16 protein-coding genes and 1 pseudogene are annotated in these 23,446 nt (G+C 53.4%); 4 read left to right on the top strand and 13 right to left on the bottom strand.

The annotated features are described in order from the left end of the window. Window positions 1-3: 3 nt before the first annotated feature. The 9 genes from wcaK to wbaP all read right to left on the bottom strand — a co-directional run bounded on the left by wcaK (window position 4) and on the right by wbaP (window position 12,432). A complete protein-coding gene (gene wcaK / locus F3J37_RS04175; protein ID WP_034824781.1) occupies window positions 4-1,266 on the bottom strand; it encodes a colanic acid biosynthesis pyruvyl transferase WcaK in 1,263 nt (420 codons plus the stop codon). A 197-nt stretch (window positions 1,267-1,463) separates the two neighbouring features. Continuing rightward, window positions 1,464-3,674 (bottom strand): phage tailspike protein, encoded by a 2,211-nt coding sequence (locus F3J37_RS04170; RefSeq protein WP_034825254.1) that lies wholly within the window; start codon window positions 3,672-3,674, stop codon window positions 1,464-1,466. Between the two features lie 179 nt (window positions 3,675-3,853). Next, window positions 3,854-4,888: a glycosyltransferase gene (locus tag F3J37_RS04165; protein WP_166932056.1), complete on the bottom strand. Its 1,035-nt coding sequence runs from the start codon at window positions 4,886-4,888 to the stop codon at window positions 3,854-3,856. 85 nt (window positions 4,889-4,973) lie between these two features. After that, the gene (locus F3J37_RS04160; RefSeq protein ID WP_166932055.1) at window positions 4,974-5,726 is read right to left on the bottom strand and encodes a glycosyltransferase family 2 protein; all 753 of its coding nucleotides are present in this window, start codon (window positions 5,724-5,726) and stop codon (window positions 4,974-4,976) included. A gap of 72 nt (window positions 5,727-5,798) precedes the next feature. Continuing rightward, complete coding sequence (locus F3J37_RS04155; RefSeq protein WP_166932054.1) at window positions 5,799-6,716, bottom strand: glycosyltransferase family 2 protein; 918 nt, start codon at window positions 6,714-6,716, stop codon at window positions 5,799-5,801. 219 nt (window positions 6,717-6,935) lie between these two features. Beyond that, complete coding sequence (gene wzc, locus F3J37_RS04150; RefSeq protein ID WP_166932052.1) at window positions 6,936-9,113, bottom strand: tyrosine-protein kinase Wzc; 2,178 nt, start codon at window positions 9,111-9,113, stop codon at window positions 6,936-6,938. Window positions 9,114-9,125: 12 nt separating this feature from the next. Next, the gene (locus F3J37_RS04145) at window positions 9,126-9,560 is read right to left on the bottom strand and encodes an arsenate reductase/protein-tyrosine-phosphatase family protein (protein WP_034824796.1); all 435 of its coding nucleotides are present in this window, start codon (window positions 9,558-9,560) and stop codon (window positions 9,126-9,128) included. 9 nt (window positions 9,561-9,569) lie between these two features. Continuing rightward, window positions 9,570-10,700 carry a polysaccharide export protein gene (locus tag F3J37_RS04140; RefSeq protein WP_155287990.1) on the bottom strand — a complete coding sequence of 377 codons (1,131 nt, stop codon included), beginning with the start codon at window positions 10,698-10,700 and terminating at the stop codon, window positions 9,570-9,572. A 298-nt stretch (window positions 10,701-10,998) separates the two neighbouring features. Beyond that, window positions 10,999-12,432 carry an undecaprenyl-phosphate galactose phosphotransferase WbaP gene (wbaP, locus tag F3J37_RS04135; RefSeq protein ID WP_160868032.1) on the bottom strand — a complete coding sequence of 478 codons (1,434 nt, stop codon included), beginning with the start codon at window positions 12,430-12,432 and terminating at the stop codon, window positions 10,999-11,001. A 791-nt stretch (window positions 12,433-13,223) separates the two neighbouring features. On the opposite strand from wbaP, the gene F3J37_RS04130 reads away from it, so the two are divergent. Further along, window positions 13,224-14,789 (top strand): TerC family protein, encoded by a 1,566-nt coding sequence (locus F3J37_RS04130; protein WP_166932051.1) that lies wholly within the window; start codon window positions 13,224-13,226, stop codon window positions 14,787-14,789. A 49-nt stretch (window positions 14,790-14,838) separates the two neighbouring features. Here the strand turns inward: F3J37_RS04130 and asmA are convergent, their stop codons facing one another. From asmA to udk, 3 genes are all read right to left on the bottom strand, one after another. Beyond that, window positions 14,839-16,641 carry an outer membrane assembly protein AsmA gene (asmA, locus tag F3J37_RS04125; protein ID WP_166932049.1) on the bottom strand — a complete coding sequence of 601 codons (1,803 nt, stop codon included), beginning with the start codon at window positions 16,639-16,641 and terminating at the stop codon, window positions 14,839-14,841. A 135-nt stretch (window positions 16,642-16,776) separates the two neighbouring features. After that, window positions 16,777-17,358 (bottom strand): dCTP deaminase, encoded by a 582-nt coding sequence (dcd, locus tag F3J37_RS04120; RefSeq protein WP_034824828.1) that lies wholly within the window; start codon window positions 17,356-17,358, stop codon window positions 16,777-16,779. Window positions 17,359-17,445: 87 nt separating this feature from the next. After that, window positions 17,446-18,084, bottom strand: a complete 639-nt coding sequence (udk, locus tag F3J37_RS04115; RefSeq protein ID WP_034824830.1) for a uridine kinase — start codon at window positions 18,082-18,084, stop codon at window positions 17,446-17,448. Window positions 18,085-18,313: 229 nt separating this feature from the next. On the opposite strand from udk, the gene F3J37_RS04110 reads away from it, so the two are divergent. The 3 genes from F3J37_RS04110 (at window position 18,314) to yegD (ending at window position 23,058) form a co-directional block, all read left to right on the top strand. After that, window positions 18,314-18,928 carry a phosphatase PAP2 family protein gene (locus F3J37_RS04110; protein WP_034824832.1) on the top strand — a complete coding sequence of 205 codons (615 nt, stop codon included), beginning with the start codon at window positions 18,314-18,316 and terminating at the stop codon, window positions 18,926-18,928. Between the two features lie 149 nt (window positions 18,929-19,077). Next, a complete protein-coding gene (locus tag F3J37_RS04105) occupies window positions 19,078-21,642 on the top strand; it encodes a diguanylate cyclase (RefSeq protein WP_166932047.1) in 2,565 nt (854 codons plus the stop codon). Window positions 21,643-21,705: 63 nt separating this feature from the next. Beyond that, entirely contained in the window at window positions 21,706-23,058 is a 1,353-nt protein-coding gene (gene yegD / locus F3J37_RS04100; protein WP_166932046.1) for a molecular chaperone, read from the top strand. Window positions 23,059-23,177: 119 nt separating this feature from the next. On the opposite strand, the pseudogene F3J37_RS28005 reads toward yegD, so the two are convergent. Next, a pseudogene (locus F3J37_RS28005) lies at window positions 23,178-23,446 on the bottom strand (IS4 family transposase); the annotation flags it as partial.

Genomic DNA, 23,446 nt, shown 5'->3' with positions numbered 1-23,446 from the left:
CACTTACCCCAGCACGTTGAGAATTTCTGCCGTAATGCGGTTACCAATTTCACGCTCCTGCGCCACCGCGGTATCCACTTTGCGCTTCACATTGTCGTAATCGGCCAGCACGGTTTGTACTTTGTCGATCAGCGAGCCATCCATCAGGCTTTGCACGTCGGTGGCCATTTGCGGCAGTCCAAGCTGCTTCATCACACCGAGCGATTTGTGCTCATAGTTGATGGCCACGGCTGGGGTACCGAAGTTCATGGAAATGATGGCGGAGTGCAGGCGGGTGCCAATAGTCAGGTGACAATGGCTTAGCAGGATACCGAGTTCGAGGTCGTTGAACTCGTCCATGATGACATGGTAATGCTCGGGATTTTCGACGTGGTCGCGCAGCGTCAGCGCCACCATCCGGTCATCTTTGGCGTAGCTGTCGATGCCGGTACAGGTAGAGAAAGCCACCACCTGATAGCCTTCAGCAATCATCGCATTGATGACTTTCCCAAAGGCCGCTTCGTACTCTTTCTGCGTCACGCCGAGACGTTTATCGAACGGTGCCAGTTCACGCACGGTGATGGCGATGGTTTTACGCGCGCTGATGATGTTTTTCCAGTGCAGCAGGTTGTGGCTCGGATTCTCCACATCGCGTGCTTTCACCAGGAAGGCGGTATCGACGCCCTTCTTCACGCGGCTGGTGGTGACGCCGTCTTGTTTCAGGCGATCGAAGCTGACCTCTTCACGCAGCACCAGGCTATCGACGCGATCAAACACGAAATTGGCCAGCGCATTCACGCGTGGGTTCTCAAAGGGTCCCACGGAGTGACCGACCATGTGCAGCGGCTTTTTCGCCATCAATGCACAGAGCGCGTGGTCAAACTGCGTCACACCATAAAGATCGACGAAGAACGAACCGCCCACCTGAATGATGGCGTCATACTGTTCCAGACTTTTGGTGAACTGCGCCAGATGGGGCGGCACAGAGAACGATTTGTACAGGCCACCCTTGCCCAGATGCGCCATCATGATTTCGGGCATCAGGCGGTTGGCCACTTTACGTTTAACGCTGCCCACCAGCCCTTTCGCTGATTTGCTGTTATGCAGAAACAAGGAATCCTGCTGGATATCCTGTTGCAATAAGTACCCGGAGCTTGTTGGATAACGACTGATCACATCAATATCGAGGTCGCCACGCGCAGACTGCAAAGAGTCGATCAGTCCACGTAAAATCGCGCCATCCCCACGATTTCCACAGGTATGGTTTCCCACCAATAAAATCTTCATAAACACTCCAGAAAAATTTTTTTAATTTTTTACAAGCCACGTCATTTCCTGCACGGGCAAAGTGAACTCTGTGTTAAAAAACTGCAATGGGAACAATGCCCAAAATAGAAAATCTGTCCTCAAACGGGCGACCTGCAGGCCGCTCCCAACCTTTCCCGGAGAGGGCGCAAACGGCTGCGTCCTCTCCGGTTACTGCATTACGACTTCACCGCAAAATAGGGTAACGCCACCTGTTCGCCGTTAATCACCACCGAGACAAATCCTTTCGGCTCACGCGTATCTACCTGCTCCGGTTTCAGCGCGCGCGAGGCCAGCAGCAGATCGCCCTGCTCGTTGCCGCCTATACCCGCTTTACCGTTGTGCAGACTGAAGCGCTGCGGTGCTTGCTGGCTGCCGCTGGCAGGACTGCCCTGCGCCATGGTGGCATCCACACGCGCACAGCGTCCGGTGAGGAAGCGGTCCTTGGCGGTGCTTTTAATCAAAATAGCGGTGGTGGGTGTCCAACCTGCCAGCTTGACGAACACTTTCGTGTCCGTCTCTGAGCGCGGTTCAAAGCGGACATCCACCACGGGTGAACTGCCTTCGGCAGACCAACTGGCTTCCGCATTTTTGGTTTTGCGTTGCAGATGAATAACCGCACGACCGCCGGTGCCTTTACCATCAATGACGTTCATTAAGGGCTGATTAGCCGTGCCATTATTGAATTGCGATTGACCAAACACCTCTATCTCCCAACTGTCTCCCACCGTAGGTGAGTAGAAGTTGCCGAGTTCAAACCAGGTTTCCTGGTTGGTGTTATTCGCCAGGCGGAAGCGTGAAGTGATGTAGTTGTATTTCAGGCTGCCATCGATGGCGACACCGTAAGATTCCACGCGCGTGGACCCCATCTCCCAGATGTTGAGCCAACGCTCGCCTTCCATCGAGTTGTCGATCCAACTCCCCGCCTGCAGGTTGGTCTGGCGCATGTTCAATCGCGAGTTGTGCGCAATCAGCGGATTTTTACAGTCTTCAATGCTGAGCGCATCGATAATCCACTGCCCATTGGAAATGTCACCGGGAAACTCACTGTGTTCGATCCAGCCGTTATGAATGATCGACTGGCTGCAACGTGGCAGATTCAACACCTTACCGCCTTTACAGTGCTGGGCGTTGAAGTTGGAGAGTTCAATCGCCGTGCTGTGATCCCAGGCGCCCGCCTTTTGGCCCGACCAACTGGCTTTAATCACATCACCGGTACAGGCATTGGCGTACCACTGGTCGATTTTACAATCCAGCGTATCCAGTAAGCTCAACGACACCCCGCCAACCTGATTGAGTCGCAGGCAGGCACCACGGAAAAATTGCCCGCCGGGACACGTGTTGCGGAACAGCCCCTGCTTATTCGGTCGCTTGTCGTTTTGACCGTTGAAAATCAGATTGGAGATTTCAGTCCAACGCGCGTTCACCTGGAACAGGAATTCAGAGCGACCGTCTGAAGTCAGCGTGGTCGCCGGGAAATAGCCAAAATTGACCATCGCGCCGGAGATACGGAAGTAGCGTCGTTCTTCATTACCGAAATCGCACTCGGTGACGAAGAAATTGCCTGCAGGGAACTGCACACAGATCTGCTGATTGGCATCAATTGACCATTGATACATGGCTTTTATCGCCGGTGCCGCATCGGTTTTGGCATCGGCAATGGCGCCAAAATCGAACAGCGTCAGGCGGTTAAAATCTTCAACCACGCGACGCCAATAGAAGCCTTTACCACTGAAGATAACGCCACCATCATCTTTGCCGTCACCAAAAGCGCCAACGAATTCCCCGCCGCCCACTTCTAAGCCTTCATGCCAGCTTTTAAGCTTGATTTTGGCACCCGCGAACAGCGGACGCGTTTTTCGTAACTCCTCAACCGACGGGATTTCGCCAATCAGCTGATAGCCATTCGGCTGCGCCAGACGCTGGCTAAAGTTACTCGGATTGGGTCGTGAAACATCTGCAATCGAAAACAGCGTATTCCCTTGATCGTCTTCCACCACCATGGAGTGAGCAGGATTGGCGATCAACGCTGCATTATCGTGGATGAATTGCGCGAAATTGCCCTTATTTAGCGCAATAGGCTGACTGATTTGTGACACTTTACCGCTGGCATCGCGCAGGAAGACCGGAATCTGATTGCCCGCTTTGCTGGCATCCTGACCGGCCTGCCCGATCCACAATTTGCCCTCAAAGTTCTGCCAAAACTGTGGTGGCATGGTGTAGACGTTTTCTGGCGTTAAAATCGGCACATCGCCCTGCGGTACGCTGGACGGATCGACAGCTTTCAAAGCAGGTTGACCACTTTTTGCCGCATAGCTGGAAAATGCGCTCACTGAGAGCGCGGCAACAATGGAGGAGGCTGCAGTTTGCAAGACTTCTCTTCTTTTCATGCTTTCAATCCCGTGGTCATGGGGCTGCGTAACAGCCATAAATGTGATCCCGGAGGCATTTAGCCGTCATACTTCACGCCACAAGGGCGTTGGCTGCCTGCCTTCGCCCCTGTCACTTACTCAAGTAAGCTCACGGGGACTCAAGCATTTGCCGCCTTCCTGCGGCATGAATTATTTGGCTAAACCAGGGCTAGCCAGCTTTGTTTGATCTGGTTACCGTCAAACTTCAGCGCAGTTTCTTTGGTTTTTTCGCTCATGGCATAGAACAGGCTATCGTCACTCGCCAGCTGTTCCATCCGCGCCAGAAACGTCGATTTGTCATTCATCGGCACCAGGAAACCATCTTCCCCGTGGTTGATGATTTCCTGCGGGCCGGTTGGGCAGTCATAAGCCACCACCGGCAATGACCAGGATTTCGCTTCGAGCAAGACCAGTGGCAAGCCCTCATAACGCGAGGTCATCAGCGCCATATCGCTGTCACGGTAGTAATCGTTGATGTTGCTCACTTTGCCGACGAAGTTAACGCTATTAGTAATGCCCAACGCCGCAGCCTGATCGTGCAGTTGCTGACGCAGTTCGCCGTCACCGGCAATTACCAGCGTCCACTCAGGATGGGTTTTGTTGAAATCAGCCCAGATATCCAGCAGCAGGTCGAAGCCTTTTTGATTATCCAGACGCCCCACCGCCAGCGCCTGACGGCTGCGGCTCTGGCGCTGAAAGGCCTTGTACACCACCGGATTGGGGATCTGCTTGCTGGCGATATTCCAGCGGCTGAACACCTGATGATCTTTGTCCGTCAGCACGATGACCTGGTCGTAATAGCGCAGCAGCATCCACTTCAGCGCTTTGATCGGCTTGCTGAAGGAGTTAATCGCGATGTGTTCACAGGCGTAGGCTTTAAAGCGTTTTTTCTTCATCGCCATCAGGTTCCAGAAGGCGAACATTACGCTCAGGCGACCCATGCTGATCAGAAATACGCTGTCGAAGCCTTGCTGATGAATGCTTGCCACAGCGCTTTTAATCGGGTTGCTGTGCCCTTCAAAACTGACGATCTCTTTCACGCGATCGAACGGATAAAAGGTTTTGCCGTGTCCTTCCAGCGAATAAATGGTGACGGCGTGCTGCTCTCCGAGGCACTCCGACATGAAATTACAGATGTTTTCCGTGCCCGCGTAGGAGTAGGCATCCTTAATCACTAAAACGATCTTTTTCATAAAACGCTTTCCACCTCAAAATGTGAACTTAAGACCCAACGCCTTCGTGCTGCTCACGTCGTAACAACACGAAGGATGCCGGGTCTTAACGATGCTTCAGGGTGAAGAGAACGCCGTTCACCATATACCAGCCGTAATAGTAATAGATTTTTAACGGATTGTTTTTATAGATAATTCTTAATAATTCGAGGTGCCATTTCGCCGCTTTATTTTTGTTGCGCGAGAGGGAATCGCCCAGCTCGTAATAGTTGACCAGCGTCTTCTGGATCACCCGAGCTTGCTTGTAGCGGAGGAACAGTTCGTAGAGGAACAGGAAATCTTCATGTCCTTTACGCTGGAAGAAGATGCCCTGAGGGGGACGGCGGAAACACACGGAAGAGAAGCAGACGCGATACTGCTTCTTCACGAAGTTTTCCTGCTGCAGATAGGGTTTGCTGTAGAGAATATCGTGGTCGGCGGTTTTGGTTTTGTAGTGATAATGCGTGATGACAAAATCATCACCCGCCGCGATCGCCGCAGTCTGTTCGGCGAGTTTATCGGCGTGCCATTCATCGTCACTGTCGAGAAACGCGATAATCTCTTGTTGCGCGGCACGCAGACCCACGTTCCGTGTTTCCGCCGCACCGAGGTTGACTTCATTGTTAAGAATGGTGATGCGCGCATCAGTGCAGTATTCGCGTACATAGGCCAGCGAATCATCGGTGGACTGATCATTTATTAAATAAAGATGCCAGTCGCTATAGGTCTGATTGACGATCGACTCTACCGCACGCAATACCGTTTTACGCGCGTTATACATCGGCATCACGATACCGACGGTGCCAACATGATTTGTCATTTGCATACCCGGAGTGTCAGGAACCAAAAAATTGCTCCCGGTGCGGGAGCAAGTGAAATTTTTATAAGTGAATCAGGAGACGGCTCGCCCGCCAGAGAAGCGAGACTTCACCTTATCGAACAGTCGATTCAGGAAATAAGCCCGGTTATCACGATTGGTGAGGAAGAAGTAGCGCGCGAAACTGAGGCTCGCCTGCAGTGATTTACCATCCATCTTGTAGCGCAGCGGCAGCTTGAACGCCTTATAGGTATGGACGTCACGTGCCGTGAGGTGCGGCTTCATGGTGTCCAGCCAGAAGAAGGAGTACTTCACCGACTCGCCTTTGTGTTTGGAACCAAATTTGGTCACCAGATGGTAGGTGGCGAGCGGCTTATCAATCATCACAAACTCATAGCCCATGCGGTCAGCACGGATGCAGAAATCATAATCCTGATGGCGAATATAACGCGCATCAAAACGGATTTTGTCGGCATCTTCGCGCTTCAGCACAATGGTGCTGGTTTGAATAAAGCCGTAACAGCCGAACAGATATTCCGCCACGGTTTCGTTTTTGCCTGGCGGCTGCATCGGCATCACTTTCAGGAAGCTGCCGTCCTGATGAATGTTCACCTGGCTGAAAATCACATAGCGCGATTTGCCCTGTGCCTCCAGTTTGCTGATGGTGTCGTGCACGGTCAGTAGCTTATCGGCAGCCCACTCATCATCGGCATCGAGGAAACTAATGAAATCGCCTTCAGCCAGTTCAATACCCTTATTGCGGGCGCCCGCACCGTTCAGTTTGATCTGGGACAGTTCCAGCTTGATGTCCAGATCCTGATAACGCTCACTGCGTACGACCTGCGCCAGTTCGTCTGCATCAGCCGATTTGTCATCGACGATAATGACTTCAAAATTGCGATAGGTTTGCGCTTTGACACAATCTAGCGTCGTGACAATTGATTTCGACGCGTTATACGCGGGAATTACAATTGAGAAGCGGATGTCCTGCATTGCCAGCACCTCTTAAACAGCTGTTCCAGATTTAACGGTAGCGCGGACAGCCCTCAGAAAGGAATCGGCTTTGTTCTGAAAAATCATACCGTTATTTCTCTTTCTCATTGAGCTGCTGCGTTCCATCACGGAGGTTCCTATGAAAGTTTGTGCTGTGTGTATTTTCGCGGTGCAAAACGCACCATAAAAAGGGGCGGATAATCCGCCCCTGAGTTTTACTTAGCTTTTGGTTTCTTTGCCGTATTCGTAGTTGTAATAGTCGTAACCATAACCGTAGGAGTTCGCCGCTTTACGCACCACGGCGTTCAGGATGACACCCTTAATCTCAATACCGTTCTGCGCGAAGCGCTTGTAGCTGACATCCAACTCTTTAGTGGTGTTGGTTTCGAAACGCGCCACCATCAGCGACGTACCGGCCAACTTACCGATGATGGAAGCATCGGTCACCGCCAGAATCGGTGGGGTATCAATCAACACCAGGTCGTAGTTCTTGCTCGCCCAATCCAGTAACTCACTCATGCGACGATGCATCAGCAGTTCAGACGGGTTCGGTGGTACCTGACCGCGTGGCAGGAAATCAAAACCGTACACGCCTTTCTGAATCATGGCCGGTGAGAACTCACTCTTGCCGGACAACACATTGGAGAGACCCATTTTGTTTTCCGAACCGAGCAGCTCATGGGTATAACCACGGCGCATATCACCATCGATAAACAGTACACGCTGGCCTGCTTTCGATACCAGGGTCGCCAGGTTGGCACAGATAAAGGTTTTACCAATACCCGGGCTGGCACCGGTAATCATCAGAATGTTGTTTTTGGCTTCCATCATCGCGAAGTGCAGGCTGGTACGCAGGCTGCGAATCGCTTCGATGGAGAGGTCGGTCGGATTACCCAACGCCAGCAGCGTATTATGTGGGTCACTCTTCTCTTTGTGACCACGACGCGCCAGGGCTTCGGTATCTTTCTTACGTTGCCACTCTGACAGCGGTACGCTGGCATAGACGTTCATGCCCAGCTCTTCCAGCTGCTCAGGATTCTCAATACCGTGATGGAACAGCGCTTTCAGCAGCACCAGACCCACAGAGAGAATCAGACCCAGAATAAAGCTGGCGGCAATAATCAACAGTTTCTTCGGTGCCACCGGGCTACCGGCGGTTTCCGCACGGTCGATGATGCGCACATCACCCACGGTACTGGCTTTACTGATTCCCAGCTCTTGCTGGCGATTCAGCAACTGCATGTAGATTTCCTGACCTGACTGCACATCACGTGTCAGACGCAGAATTTCCTGTTGGGTTTGCGGCATACCGGCAATTTTCTTGTTCAGTTTTGCCTGCTCGTCTTCCAGGGTTTTGCGTTTTTCCAGCAGCGCGCGGTAAGTCGGGTGATCTTTGGTGTAGAGCTGTGACACTTCAGCTTCTTTGAAGGTCAGTTCGTTCAACTGGCTCTGCACGCTAACGGATGAGTCGAGAGCCGATTTCGCTTCCAGCGACATATCCACCGATTCATTCTGGCGGCGATAGGCGTTGAGCTTGTTCTCCGCATCATCCAGACTGCTACGCACTTGTGGCAGCTGGTTGCGCAGGAACTCCAGGCTCTTCTCAGCCTGCTCAGATTTACGATCCACGTTCTGCAGCAGATAGTTATTCACGATCTGATTCAGTACCTGGCTGGCACGCACCGGATCTTCATCCTGATATTCCAGACCCAGCACACCGGTCGTTTTGCCTTTATCGGCGACGGTAAGTGCGTTTAACACCGCTCTGATGGCCTGCAAGTCAGTGAGTTTGGTGACGTTGAAGCTGGTCCCTTCATCAGCCTGGATACCGCTGACCAGCATAGTGACTTCACCATGCTGCTCCAGCTGACCCACGCGGCCTTTGAACAGCTCATCACCCTCGCTGGTCACGGTATAAGTCTGTGGACCTGTCACTTCCAACTGCACCGTACGCTTATCGATAGTGCGCGGAATTTCCAGGCGAGAAATGGCGATTTCAGACGGCTTGTTGCCCATCAGGCGCGACAGACCTTTACCAATCACCGGGAAGTAGTTCTGCTCCACCACGGTATCCAGACCTAAGTCATTAACCGTTTTGCCCAACACCATACGGGATTCAAGAATTTGAATCTCTGTGTCGGAAGCGGGTGTCGTTGGAATCACATCCTGCAATTCATTCAGAACAGAAGCCGTGTTTTTCTGCTCTACCTGAACCATGGCATCGGCGCTGTAAATAGGCGTTGCAAACAGTGTGTAGAGCGTTCCTGCCAACATGAAGAAGGCGGTAACGGCCACGATGATCCAGCGATGATCAATTAGCTGTCCCACAAGATGCGCCAGATCCCATCCACTCGAATCTTCTTTTGGCGCGGTCATAACCTTGTTTTTAATATTCATGGGTATTCCCAACTATCGGCTTAGTACGTTGACCCATTTCTGGGTAGCGTTTTCCAGTAACCCGTAGACCTCTTCGAAGGCCTCGCGACTTTTTTTGTACGGATCCGCAATTTCCTGCTGATTGAGCCAGTGCCCAAGGAGCATGGTTTTTCCGCGTGCGGCTGGGTCGATGCGATTGACCTGCTCAACGTGGCGCTTCTCCATCACCAGAATCAGGTCATAGTCACGGCACATACTGGCCGTTAACTGCTGAGCATGATGGCCTTCCAGCGATACGCCGTGTAATGCGGCAACATCGCTGGCAGTCTGGTCCGCCGGGAACCCCTTCAGAGCGCCTAGCCCTGCAGAAGCCACCCGAGTTGAAGGTAGCGCGCGTTGGAAGAGACGCTCCCCGGTTGGGGAGCGGCAGATATTACCGACGCAGACGACTAACACGGACTTGATCATACTGAAACCTTAGTTAGACCAGTTGCGGAAACGCAGTGCTGCGGAGCTTGCATCGTCGATACCCACGATGGTTGGCAGCAGCCCAGAAATCACACGGTTCCAACGGGTAATTGGTGTGGCGGTGACGTAGACGATGTCGTACGGCTCCAGTTGGAATTCAGTCCCCATCACCATCGATGCCGCATCTTTGGTATTCAACTGATAGATGTTGGCGATCTTGGTGCGGTTCGCACCACGAATAGGGCGAATAACGAAGACACCGGTAGCATCGGACGTGGTTTGATCCATCCCAGCCGCATTACCCAGCGCTTCGGCCAGCGTCATGCCGCTACGGTCCATTTTCAGCGTGGATTGCTGTTTCACTTCGCCCATCACGAAGACTTTCAGATCATCGTTACGTGGGACGTAGAGAATATCGCCCGGATACAGCAGATGGTTCTGGCTCAGGTCGCCGTTTTGCATCAGCGCCTGCAGCGAAATGCGCTGCTCTTTGCCCTGGTGCGTCAGCACCACGTTACGCCAGTCTGCATCGGCAGCTAAGCCACCGGCTGCGTTGACGGCATCGAGTACGGTCAGCGGCACGTTAGTGATCGCCTGCTGGCCGGAGGTGGTCACCGAACCGGTCACGTAGGTTTTCTGTGAGCGGAAGGCTGCGACGTTGACATCCACCTGCGGGCTTTCAATGAACTGCGCAAGGCGGCGCGCAATTTCAGCGCGGATTTCCGTCACGGTGCGGCCGGCTACACGTACTTTACCGATGTACGGGTAGAAAATCGTGCCATCGGCCTGTACCCAGTTACCGGTGTCACTGGCGCTACGATACTGACCCGCTGGTGTGGTCAGCTCCGGGTGGTCCCATACGGTGACGTTCAGCACGTCGCCAATGCCCACGCGATATTCGTAGCTTTGAATCTCGGTCTGCAGCGCCGGGTTGGCCTGCGCAACCAGTGGCTTCGGACGCATCTGTTCAACCAGACGCGGCGTCAGCGGGAAGACGTTGACGTATTTATCGATGTCAAAGTTGCTATCCTGTTGCTCAATGACATCTTTTCCGCTAGTGGAAAGGTGCGAACCTGGTTCAATGGTGCACCCGGAGAGAAAAGTTGCGGATACCAGTAAAGGTATCAATTTAATTTTCATTATCATCTGATTCTTCGCTATCAGTTAATGATTGATAGAGGCGAAAACGCCGCTGTGTAGCGTCTTATAAAAAAATAAAACTGACGGGTTAAACACTGAAACTGTGGGTCATTATCATGCGCTCCCTTGGTTTTATGTTGTCACCGTGCCCTGAGACGACATCAAGTAAAGTCGGTGATTACCCTGCCGGCAAGTCACCGACTCTATTCAGGCTCGATAATGGCAGTTGTCAGTTAAGGCACTCCCAGCACCGGCATTTCAGACGGGGATAATGATTTCGTCCCCTGCCCTTCTACTCTCAATAAGCGCCATCGCGTTTCAGTACGACACCCACTGTCTTAAACAGGATCGCGATGTCATTCCACAGCGACCAGTTTTTGACATACCACGAATCGAAATAGACGCGCGTTTCATAGTCAACGTCGTTACGACCGCTAACCTGCCACAATCCCGTCATGCCGGGTTTCGCCATCAGGTAATAATCAACATCACCGGCATAACGACAGAGTTCGTCTTCAATCACTGGACGTGGGCCCACCAGGCTCATGTCGCCGCGTACCACATTCCACAGCTGCGGCAGTTCATCCAGACTGGTTTTACGGATGAAGTGGCCAACTTTGGTAATACGCGGGTCATTCTTCAGTTTGAAATCTTTATCCCATTCGGCGCGAGCGACCGGATCGGTGCGCAGGACTTCCTCCAGCACCTCTTTCGAGTTGATCACCATCGAACGGAATTTAAGGCATTTGAATTTACGTCCGTTCAGGCCGACACGTTCATGACCGTAAATCGGTGGGCCGCCATCGCGTCCAACCATAAAGCCGAGGACCAGCAGCGCCGGTGACAGCGCAATAATGATGCCGAGTGCGCCGACGATGTCGAAAGCACGTTTCAGGAAGCGCGAAGTGCGTTTCGCCAGATTATTGTTCACGCGCAGAATCATCACTTCATGGCTGAAGATGTAGGCCATGTCGGTACCGTAAAGGGGCACGCCGCGCAGAGTTGGAATCACTGAGACTGAACGGCAGTTATGCATTGCCAGCATTTTCAGCCAGTTGTCACGATGCTGGCTCTGTTCAAACTCCACAGCCACGATGAACTGGGTTTCGCTGTGCGTCAGCTGCCACAGCTCTTGTTCATTGTGCAGTACCGGTACGCCAGAGATGCTGGCCTGCGGGCAACTGCCATCAACATCGAAGAAGGCAATCACATCAAAACCCATCACCTCTTCGCTCTGCAGCGCCTGCCAGGCTTCTTCAGCATTACGGCTGCTACCGATGATGATGGTTTGTTTTTTCCACATACCGAAGTGATTCAGTACGCGTTTAGAGATGGCGCGCGCCAGCGGAATTAATATCAACGCCAGAATCCAGGTGGTCACCCAGACAAAGCGCGACATCTGCCATTGCGATAATGCTGAAATTGACAAATCGATGACAGAAAAAATAAGAATGGTACGAAATATCTCTTTCAGCTCAAACCAGAATGGCTTGCGATAGGTGTAATGACGCAGGCGAACCCAGAACCAGCCTACGCAAATAATCGATAAACAAACGTGGGTGGCGATTTTTAAGTGCAGGTATTTTTCAGATATATCTGCCAGTGGAGAATCTGTGAACGAATTAATCACCGCCAGAGCAATAAACAATGCCGCGTTGAAACAAATTAAATCCGAGCACGCCAGTAAAATTTTAGTGAGGAGACTTTTATATGTAATTTGGTTATCGCGCATATTTAACTCTTTTATTTTATTTCCCTAATCCCTAACGCCTCTGCCCTGTGTAATAAATGAGCGATATATCCACTGCTAACGGGGAGGCAATCTGCGGCAAACGCTCCGGTGTTTATGCCAATTCTCTTTTTAGTAAAGCCAAAGAATTGCAATAAATACCAACAGATTAGTCTGACTTCCCTTGCCACGATTTAGCCCTAATCTGAACGGAGAAAAGCACTTCAGGCACGCTACCGCCCTTGGCTGTCGCTGCCAATACCGCTGCAATCGCATCTATTTTCATCGCGCTCACTGAGATTATTCTTAGCCAGCGGCAGGCTAATCCCGTGCACGATCACAATTCATAACATTAAGAAGCTAAACAGCGCGCTATTAACAACTTCGGCGCAGACATTTACTAACACGTTGCTATACTAGTTATTACTGGCTTGTTTACAAGTAGGCCCCGTGTCCCCTGCACTATTTTAGGAAAAAGACTACCAGCCATAAGTATTGATGCCATCCCTTTCAGCCCATTCCTGCGTAAAATTCAGAATAATTCGATACTCACCTTCGGACTGCTTCGCATTAAAAACGTACGCTTGCGCGTGAATATTAGAATTAATCGTCACTATCACGATGCGGTGAAGTTTATCCATACATTCATCTTATCGACGAAATGTACCTTCTCAGAATATGCCTAAAACTCCGGGCAACAGGGTGATATCGCGCGATTTGCCTCATTTGTACCTTGCCTGCTGATTCACTATCATCAGACAAAACGCATTTTCAGACATTCAGGTGATGAAAGCATGATGGAGTGGATCCTCGATCCGTCGCTCTGGGCAGGATTAGTCACGCTAATCGTTCTCGAGCTGGTGCTGGGTATTGATAACCTGGTTTTTATTGCCATCCTGGTCGAAAAGTTACCGCCTGCGGCGCGTGACCGTGCGCGCGTAATCGGTTTGCTGTTGGCGTTGCTGTTGCGACTGGTGTTGCTGGCATCGCTTTCCTGGCTGGTGACTCTCACGCAACCGCTATTTACCCTGTTCCAGCATAATTTCAGCGCCCGCGATCTACTGCTGCTCTCCGGCGGGCTGTTTCTTCTTTATAAAGCCACGACGGAACTCAATAGTCGTCTGGAAGGTAGCGACGAAGAGAGCGGTCAAAGTAAGAACGGTGCTAAATTCTGGCCAGTGGTCGCGCAAATTGTGGTGCTGGATGCCATCTTCTCGCTTGATGCAGTGATTACCGCTGTAGGCATGGTGAACGAACTGCCGGTGATGATGGCGGCGGTCACCATTGCCATTTTACTCATGCTGCTGGCGAGTAAGCCGCTTACACGCTTTGTGAATGGTCATCCAACCATTGTGATTCTCTGCCTGAGTTTCCTGCTGATGATTGGCTTCAGTCTGGTGGCGGAAGGCCTCGGCTTTATTATTCCGAAGGGCTATCTCTACGCGGCGATTGGTTTCTCAATCGTGATCGAGATGTTTAATCAACTGGCGCTGTTTAATCGCCGCCGCTTCCTCACCGCCGGACGCCCGCTGCGCCAGCGTACCTCTGAAGCCGTGCTGCGCATATTGCGCGGTGAAGCCCAGCGCGCCGAACTGGACGCCGATACCGCCTCATTGATCAGCGACAGTGATGAAGGTGCGTTATTCAATCGCCAGGAGCGGCGCATGATTGCCCGCGTACTCGGTTTAGGGCAGCGGCACATCAGCAGCATCATGACGTCACGCCACGATATTGAGCACATCGATCTGAGTGAAGATCCCGCCGCGATCATGGCTAAGCTGGATAACAATCAGCACACCCGCATCCTGATTACCGAACGCGGGCACGATCCGCTCGGCGTGGTGCATGTGATTGATTTGCTCCATCAGTCGCTGCACAGCCATTCTCTCGATTTACGTGCTTTGGTGAAACAGCCGCTGATCTTTCCCGAACGCCTGACGTTATTGCAGGCACTGGAGCAGTTCCGTCACGCCCGCACCCATTTTGCGTTTGTGGTCGATGAGTTTGGATCGGTGGAAGGCGTGGTCACCCTGAGTGACCTGATGGAAACCATCGCCGGGAATCTGCCGAATGAAGGTGAGGAGATTGATGCGCGTTATGATATCCAGCCGTTGCCGCATGGCGGTTGGGTGGCGAACGGACATATTCCTCTGGAAGATTTGGCAGCCTATGTGCATTTGCCACTGGATGAGAAACGTAATTACCACACGCTGGCCGGATTATTAATGGACAGCCTGCAACATGTGCCTGAAGAGGGAGAAGAGTTACAGGTAGGGGATTATTTATTGCGCACGCTGCAGGTGGAAAATCATCGGGTACAGAAAGTGGAGATTGTGCCCGCGCCTGAGCCTGGGCGGTAACAGACGCCGTTATGCTCATCAAACCAGGCATAACGGCATTTTACGTGGATTAAGGTTGTTGCACCGCAGGCTTTTGGCGATCCAGCCACTCGTTAAGGCGCGACTTCGCCTCACTCTGCAACTGCTGGCGCACCACATCGTCAACCGGCAGTGAGTACTGCAAGTTGTTCCAGCCACCGTACATCCGCAGTGGAATTGCCTGGCCATTGAGCAGAGTCGCTAGCTTATCGTCGCCTTTCCAGCCGCGCAGCATCATATTGAAGGTGACGTCGAGCTGCTGGTTCACCACATCAATCGTGCCTTTGGTCTGCACTGCCAGGCGGTTACTGCCACCCTGCAGATCTGGCATGACAACCTTGCCCTGATTCAGGCTAATACGACCGCTCAGCTGCTGAATCCCCTGATCGTCCGGCTCATCATTGGTCACGCTATTGCTCACGCGCGCCACGGCACGGCGCACCATCTGTTGCAGATTAAGTTGGGCGAGTTGCAGGTTGGTGGCCTCCAGCTCGGCATTACCCTGCCAGTTACGCTTCGCTTCATCCACGCTCAGGCCCGTGCCGCTGAGATCGCCTTTCAGGGAGACCGTGCCCTGCAAACTCTCCGGCAGTTCCAGCGCTTTCATTAAAGGTGCAATGGCGATGTTTTCGATCTCCGGCTGCAAGACGACTTTGGTCACCGGCTGGCGGATATCAATGCTGCCCGGGATCGAGAAGTGCCCATCGCCGATCTTCCCCTGCAGTTTGTTCAGGGTCATCAACCCTTCCTGATTGCTGGCATCGATCTGCAGATTGCTCAGCGTCAATCCGCGCCACACGCTGGAATCCGCATTCAGGCTCAGCGTTAAATCCATCAGATTTAACGGCGAGTCAGCGTTGGTACGCGTGCGTGGTTCAGCAATCACCGGCGTGCGCGTCACGCTGGCGTGCTGTGGGGTGCTGCTGTCGCTGGCGGGGGCGCTGGCCATCAGATTATCAAGATTCAATGTCGTGGCGTGTAAAGCCAGATTGAGCTGCTGCGGCAACATTAAACGCCCTTCGGCACTGCCATCCAGCGTACTGTCGTTGGCTGTCAGCTGCATCTTTTGCAACGAGAATTGCTGTTTATCGGCATTCCACTCACCCTGCCCGCTCAGCGCACCTTTGATGCCCTGCGGCGGGAGGTTAGCGCCGTCCAGCGTGTAATCCATCTCTTCTATCTGCCCCACCAGCCGATGCGGATACTGCGCCACATTCATCTGCCCTTTAAGGTTGACGCTAACATTACGCTGATTGCGTGAAATGCGCGTGGCGAGTTCGATGCTGGCATTTTTGCTGGCATCCTGATCGAGGTTGAGATTGAGATTACGGAAGTTATATTCATCGCCACCGGGCTGCTGCCAGATCAGCAGACTGTCGGCGAGGCGCAGTTTAGCAATGTCGAATGACCAACCATTGGTGCGCGTCACCACCGGTTCCGCGTCCGTGGGCGCCACCGGTGAACCACTCGGTTTCTGGGCGGCGCTGTCTGGCGTAACACGAATCACGGCATTTTTCAGCATCACCTGGCTGACGCTTAGCTGATGCGACAGTAGCGGCCAGAGGTTGACATCCAGACGCATATTTTCTGCAGTGACCATCGGCTGGCTGGCGCCAGGTGCGGTCAGGCTCATGCGCCCGGCGAGAATACTGAGTTGCGGCCAGACGTGCCAGCGCAGGCCACCACTGACTTCAAGTTGATAACCACTGCGCTGTTCTACCTGCTGTACCATATAGGTACGAAAGTCGTTGGGATTGACCAGCAACACCAGTGCCGTCATGCCCGCCACGACCACCACTAACAGGATGGCCAGCGTCGTTATCACTCTTCTCATAATCCCTCATCACCGTCATTCTTCATGCTGCAGCGGCGTTGGCTGCGTTCATTTACCCCAGTCACACACTGATGCCAGCTACCGGGGATTCACCCTCTTACCGCTTTGCCGCACGTTGAATCATTTAGGCGAACATCAGTCTTTGTCGATACGGCTGGCATCGGCACCCTGCTGACCACGATATTTTGCATCTTCGCGGCGGTTATAGGGGCGTGCCGCCGGGCCAGACAATGGCTCGAAGCTCAATGCGCCAATCAGCATGCCCGGGCGCAGCGCCAGCGGCAGCTTACCGGAGTTATAGAATTCCAGCACAATGCGGCCCTGCCAGCCTGGATCGATACGGTGTGCCGTCACGTGCACCATCAAGCCCAGACGCGCCAGCGAGGAGCGGCCATCCAGCCAACCCACCAGATCATCCGGAATCGTGACCGATTCCAGCGTCACTGCCAGCGCTAACTCACCCGGATGCAGGAAGAACGCTTCCCCTTCCGGCAGCACAATCTCATCGCTCATTACGCGATCCAGTGCGGCGCTGACTTCGTGTTTTGGACCACTCAAATCAATAAATGGCGCAGTGTGACCACTGAAGGTGCGGAACTGATTGCCGAGGCGCACGTCCACGGTTGCGCCATTAATGCGCTCAACCGGTGGGCGCGGGTCAATCGCCAGTTTACCGTTGTCGAGCCAGGCTTCAATGTCGCGATCGCATAATCTCATCGCAGAGTCTCCATGCTTTAAGTGTAGCGAAAGGTCGCCACTGTTGTGACAACCTTCACGCGTCACGTCCATCCGGACGCAGTATTTTCAAAGATATTGGTTAATCTTGGCTTTGAGAATATCGATGGCGATGCGGTTCTTCCCGCCACGCGGCACGATAATGTCAGCGTATTGTTTGGAAGGCTCGATAAACTGCAGGAACATTGGACGCACGGTCTTCTGATACTGGCTCATCACCGAATCCATGGAACGACCACGCTCATTCACATCGCGCTTCATGCGACGCATCAGACAGATATCCAGCGGGGTATCTACGAAGATGGAGAAGTTCATCTCCTGACGCAGACGCGCATCGGTCAGCAGCAGAATGCCCTCAAGGATGATCACTTTTTTTGGCTTAAGATGAATACAGTCACTGGTGCGCGTGTGTTCAACGTAGCTATAAACCGGCAACTCAATATCCTGACCCGCCTTTAACGCGCGCAGATGCTGCAACAGCAGATCGTGGTCCATCGCGCTGGGATGGTCATAGTTGGTTTTCACCCTCTCTTCCATGGTGAGGTGGCTCTGATCTTTGTAGTAGGCATCTTCGGGGATCACACCGATATGCTCGTCACCGACCTGGTCACGGATTTCACGATAGAGCGTGCTGGCAATAAGACTTTTTCCGGATGCGGATGCACCTGCGATGCCAACGATCACGCACTGATGAGACTTGTCAGTCATACTTTTTTAAGACCTGATAACTGGAGCCAATTGAAGCCGAAACCGCAATGGGCCGATTGAGAGGGTTAGTTGGCGGCAATTATAGGTATTTCACCTGTTTGATGCCAGAGAAATGGGCCCGCCGCTTTTCAGAATATCCCCTTTTGCAGCCAGATGCTTAATCGATACACTGTTCTCCTGCCTGAGTGGTGTACCCCCCAGGTTGACTCAATAAAGCCCAAGGAAAAATATGAGTTGGAAAACCCTGACCTATTTTGGTGACAGCATGTTGCTGATCCCGACCGCCGTGATTATCGCGCTGGTGTTGCCGTGGAAAAGCGACAACCGCCAAACTGTCTGGTATTGGCTGCTCGCTTTTGGCCTGGCGGGCCTGCTGGTTAGCCTGTCTAAAATTCTGTTTCTCGGGTTTGGCATTGGCAGCGCCAGATTTAACTTCACCGGATTCAGCGGCCACAGCGCCATGTCAGCAACGCTTTGGCCAGTGATGATGTGGCTGGTTTCGGGCCGCTTCCCCACCTTTTGGCGCGCATTCACCATCGGTATTGGCTATCTGATCCCGATGATGGTCGGCCTGTCTCGCCTCGTGATCCACGCGCACTCCTTCAGTGAAGTGCTCACCGGCCTGATGCTGGGCTTTACGCTGAGCAGTGCATTCCTGTTGACACAGCGCCGCACCGCTCTGAAGGGCTTCAGCCTGGCGCAAGTGTGTGTCGCCCTGCTGGTGCCGCTGGTATTGATGAGTCATGGCCGCGTGGCCACCACGCAGCAATTTCTTGAACGTTTTTCCGCCCATCTCGCCGGATTAGAAAAACCCTATACGCGCGCCGATCTGTTTCGCGATTAATCATTTTTCTGTCAGGGCCAAATCTTTCATTGAATCAGGGCTAAACTAGATTCTGCGCAGACATCTTAGATAGATGTGCTAGCATGCAAAACAGAGAATGATTGGCGCATTTTTCGACGTGTAACGAATGCGCGCTGCTGGATTCGTGCATGACCCTGGAAATATTAACCTCACAGGATAGACCGCAAAGAAAATGGCTCAACGCACTGTTTTTGGGTGCATTGGCCTTTTTACTGACGCTATTTTGTCTCGAACTGATTGTGGTCAGCGGACGCATTTCCCCGCTTTGGTACTCCACCGCCCTGATGACGGTGGTGGTGTTCCGCGCCCCCTCAAAACATGTTCCGCTGCTGCTGCTCAGCTGTGTCATCGGCACCTCGCTGGCCAATTTAATCGTCATCGGTCCGGCGCTGAGCAACCTTAAATTTGCCATCCTGAATATGGTGCAGGCCATTCTCGGCGGCCTGATGTTGCGCGCGCTGCTGGATCGCAGAAATCCCCTGAATTCGCTGCTCGATTGGGTGCGATTTGCCGTCTGCGCCGGTTTGATTGCGCCGCTGATTGGCGGTGTGGTGGCGGTCTGGATGCTGCAGGTGGGGCATCGTGCGTCATTGCCCTTCTTTTCTACCTGGGTGATCTCCGAAGTGATTGGCGTGCTGGCATTCGGCCCCGTGCTGTTGTTATGGCCCAACAAGCCGCTGCGTCAATTAATCACCCCCGGTCGTCAGCTGGAAACGCTGCTGACACTGATCGTCACCCTACTGGCCAGCTATTTGTCGCTGCGTTTTCTGCCGTGGCCGTTCACCTTTATTGTGGTGATCCTGTTTTGGTGCGCGGTGCGGCTACCGAAGTTTGAAGCTTTTGTCCTGTTCTTCCTGAACGCCAGTTTCATCTCGATTCTACTGGCTTTTAACTTTGTTAACCTGGCACAAACCGGCTTGTTACTCGGCCAGGTCAGCACCTGGTTGCCATTCCTGTTAGTGCTGCTCCCCAGCCACGTGATGGCGCTGGTGATGGATGCCTTCCAGCGCGAAAAACACCATATTAGCGAGAGTGAAACCCGCTTCCGTAATGCAATGGAGTACTCGGCAATTGGCATGGCGCTGGTGTCGCCTAACGGTGGCTGGCAGCAGGTCAATCAGTCGCTGTGTCAAACGCTGGGCTTTCCGGCTGAAGAACTGAAGAAACTCACTTTCCAGCAAATTACCCATCCCGACGATCTCAACACTGATTTGCAACAGCTGGAGCGTCTGGTGGCGGGTGACATCATGACCTACACCATGGAGAAGCGTTACTTCCGCAAAGACGGTGAAATCGTCTGGGCACGCCTGACGGTATCCATGGTGCGTGACGCCGAACATCAACCGCTCTATTTCATTTCGCAAATCGTCGATATTTCGGAACTGAAACAGAGCGAGCAGGTGAATCGTCGCCTGATGGAGCGCATTACTCTGGCTAACGAAGCGGGCGGCATCGGCGTGTGGGAGTGGAATCTGCTGACCGGTGAAATGCTGTGGGACAAGCGCATGTACGAGCTGTTTGCTCTGGGCCCGCATCAAATCCCCACTTATGATCTCTGGCTGCATCTGTTGGAACCGACAGAACGCGAAACGGCCGCGCTGATCGTGCAGCAGGCGATTGAAAGGCGCAGCGCTTTCCATATGGAGTACCGTGTCAATCTGCCCAGCGGCTCGCGCTATGTGCGCACCGAGGCTAACCGCATTCTCAGCCAGGATGGTCAAATCGAACGCATGCTCGGCATCTGTCAGGACATTACGCCACTGCGCGCGCTCAACGAAGCGCTGTTCCAGGAAAAAGAGCGTATGGCGATCACCCTCGATTCGATTGGCGAAGCGGTGATCAGTACCGACGATGAGATGCGCGTGACCTTTATGAACCCGGTGGCCGAAACGCTGAGCGGCTGGCCTCAGGAAAAAGCGGCGGGAGTGGCGTTAAGCGAGCTATTAAATATCACGCGCGGTGCTAACGGTCCGCGCGTAGAGAATTTACTGCTGTGTAACTTGCCGGGCATAAAAACCTCACCCGACCTGGAAGAAGAGCTGGTGCTGCACACGCCGGAGGGTGTGCAGGTGGAGATTCACTACAGCATTACCCCTTTGAAAACCCTCACCGGCGCCAGCATCGGTGCGGTGATGGTTATTCAGGATGTCAGTGAATCACGCAAAATGATGAAACGCCTCAGCTACAGTGCTTCACACGATATGCTGACGCGGCTACCGAATCGCCATAGCTTTGAACAGCAACTCAAACGCGTGGTGAACGATGCTGCGGCCAACAACACTCAGCATGTGCTGGTGTTTATCGATCTGGATAAATTCAAAGCGGTGAATGACAACGCAGGTCATGCGGCAGGCGACGCCCTGCTGCGAGAACTGGCGGAGTTGATGCAAAAACACCTGCGCAGCAGCGATCTGCTGGCGCGTTTGGGCGGCGATGAATTTGGCGTGTTGCTTCCGAACAGTCACGTTGACCAGGTGCGCGAGGTGGTTCAGCGCATTGTCACTTCGGTCAACGAATACACTTTCCTGTGGCACGATCATCCTTATCATGTGGGCGCCAGCGCCGGGATCACGCAGATCGATCAGCACAACTGCATCCGCAATGTGGTGATGTCACAGGCGGATGTCGCCTGCTATAGCGCGAAACATGCGGGCCGTGGTCAATATCACGTTTATCAGGAAGTACAAATGTGATCATTGCCAGCCCGCGCTGGCTGCGCTAAAGTCGCCCCCTTTTTTTCTGGCATGGGGGATAAAATGTTCATTGGATTCGATTACGGCACGGCCAACTGTTCTATCGCGGTCAGCGATAACGGTACACCGCGCCTGCTGACACTGGAGAAGGGTCAGCGCCTGCTTCCCTCCATGATTTGTGCACCCACGCGTGAAGCAATCAGCGAATGGCTGCACCGCCATCATCAGGTGCCGACACCGGACACAGAGGGTACCGCGCTGCTCCAGCGTGCTCTGCGCTATAACCGCGAAGAAGATATCGAAGTGACCGCGGCAAGCGTGCAGTTCGGCCTGACCGCGCTGCAACAATATATGGTGGACCCGGAAGAAGTGTGGTTCGTGAAATCACCGAAATCTTTCCTTGGTGCCAACGGCCTTAAACCACAGCAAATCGCCTTCTTCGAAGATCTGGTGTGCGCCATGATGCTGCACATTCGCCAGCAGGGCGAAACCCAACTCGACCGTCCGATTGAGCAAGCCGTGATCGGCCGCCCGATCAACTTCCAGGGTCTCGGCGGCGAAGAGGCAAACCAGCAGGCGCAGGGTATTCTGTTGCGTGCGGCGAAGCGTGCGGGTTTCCGCGACGTGGAATTCCAGTTCGAACCGGTTGCCGCCGGGCTGGACTTTGAAGCCACGCTGGAGAAAGAGACGCGTGTGCTGGTGGTGGATATCGGCGGCGGTACGACCGACTGCTCGATGCTGTTGATGGGCCCAGAGTGGCGCAATAAAACCGACCGTCGCGAAAGTTTGCTGGGCCACAGTGGTTGCCGCGTGGGCGGTAACGATCTCGACATTATCCTCGCGTTCAAAACCCTGATGCCGCTGCTGGGTCTCGGTGGTAACACGCAAAAAGGCACCGCCCTGCCCGCACTGCCGTGGTGGAATGCGGTGGCGATTAACGATGTTCCGGCGCAAAGCGACTTCTACTCTGCCGCGAGCGGTAAACTGCTGCGCGATTTGATTCGCGATGCAGAGCAAGGTGACAAAGTGGCGCACCTGCTGAAAGTGTGGCAGCAGAAGCTGAGTTATCGTCTGGTGCGTGCGGCGGAAGAGAGCAAAATCGCCTTGTCCGAATTGCAGGAAACCGAAGCGTCGCTGGCGTTTATCGCCCAGTCGCTGCAGGCAGAGATCAGTGCCACTCAGCTGGAAGAAGCCATCAATCAACCGCTGGAGCGCATCCTGGAGCAGGTGCATCTGGCACTCGCCACCTGTGAAACCAAACCGGAAGTGATCTACCTGACCGGCGGCAGTGCGCGTTCGCCAGTGCTGCGTGCGGCATTGCAGCAGGCCTTGCCGGACACGCCAATTGCGGGTGGTGATGACTTTGGCTCAGTGACCGCCGGTCTGGCGCGCTGGGCAGAAGTGTTGTTCCGTTAACCCGGTTGCAACCACTTTATCGCGCATTGTGCAGATGATTGATCCACTGCCCGATGCGCAATGAATTACGCCGGTAACAAGCAAAAAAATGGCGGCCACCCTGGCCTAATGCCAGTCAGTTAAGCCTGACTGGCATTTTTTCTTCTTGCTGTCGGATATTTATAGGGTCTCTCTTTCACCACCCTTGGGAACGAGCGCTCCCGTCGTCCCGGCAGTCTGACCATCTCTGCTATCGAACTTACGTCCTTTACCAGTTCCGGGATTCGCCCAGGCGAAGCGCCTTCGAGTGTCCAGAGCAGCTTCATCACCCACGCTGTCGATTCCCTGAAGCTGAGCTGGTTAGGCCAGTATCCCTTCAGCGTTGAGGCCATTCTTATCATCTGATATC

Origin of the sequence: Candidatus Pantoea communis (assembly GCF_011752685.1) — a bacterium.
Lineage (GTDB): Bacteria > Pseudomonadota > Gammaproteobacteria > Enterobacterales > Enterobacteriaceae > Pantoea > Pantoea communis.
The sequence above is the reverse complement of the archived record's forward strand: the minus strand, read 5'-3'. Positions and strand labels throughout refer to the sequence as shown.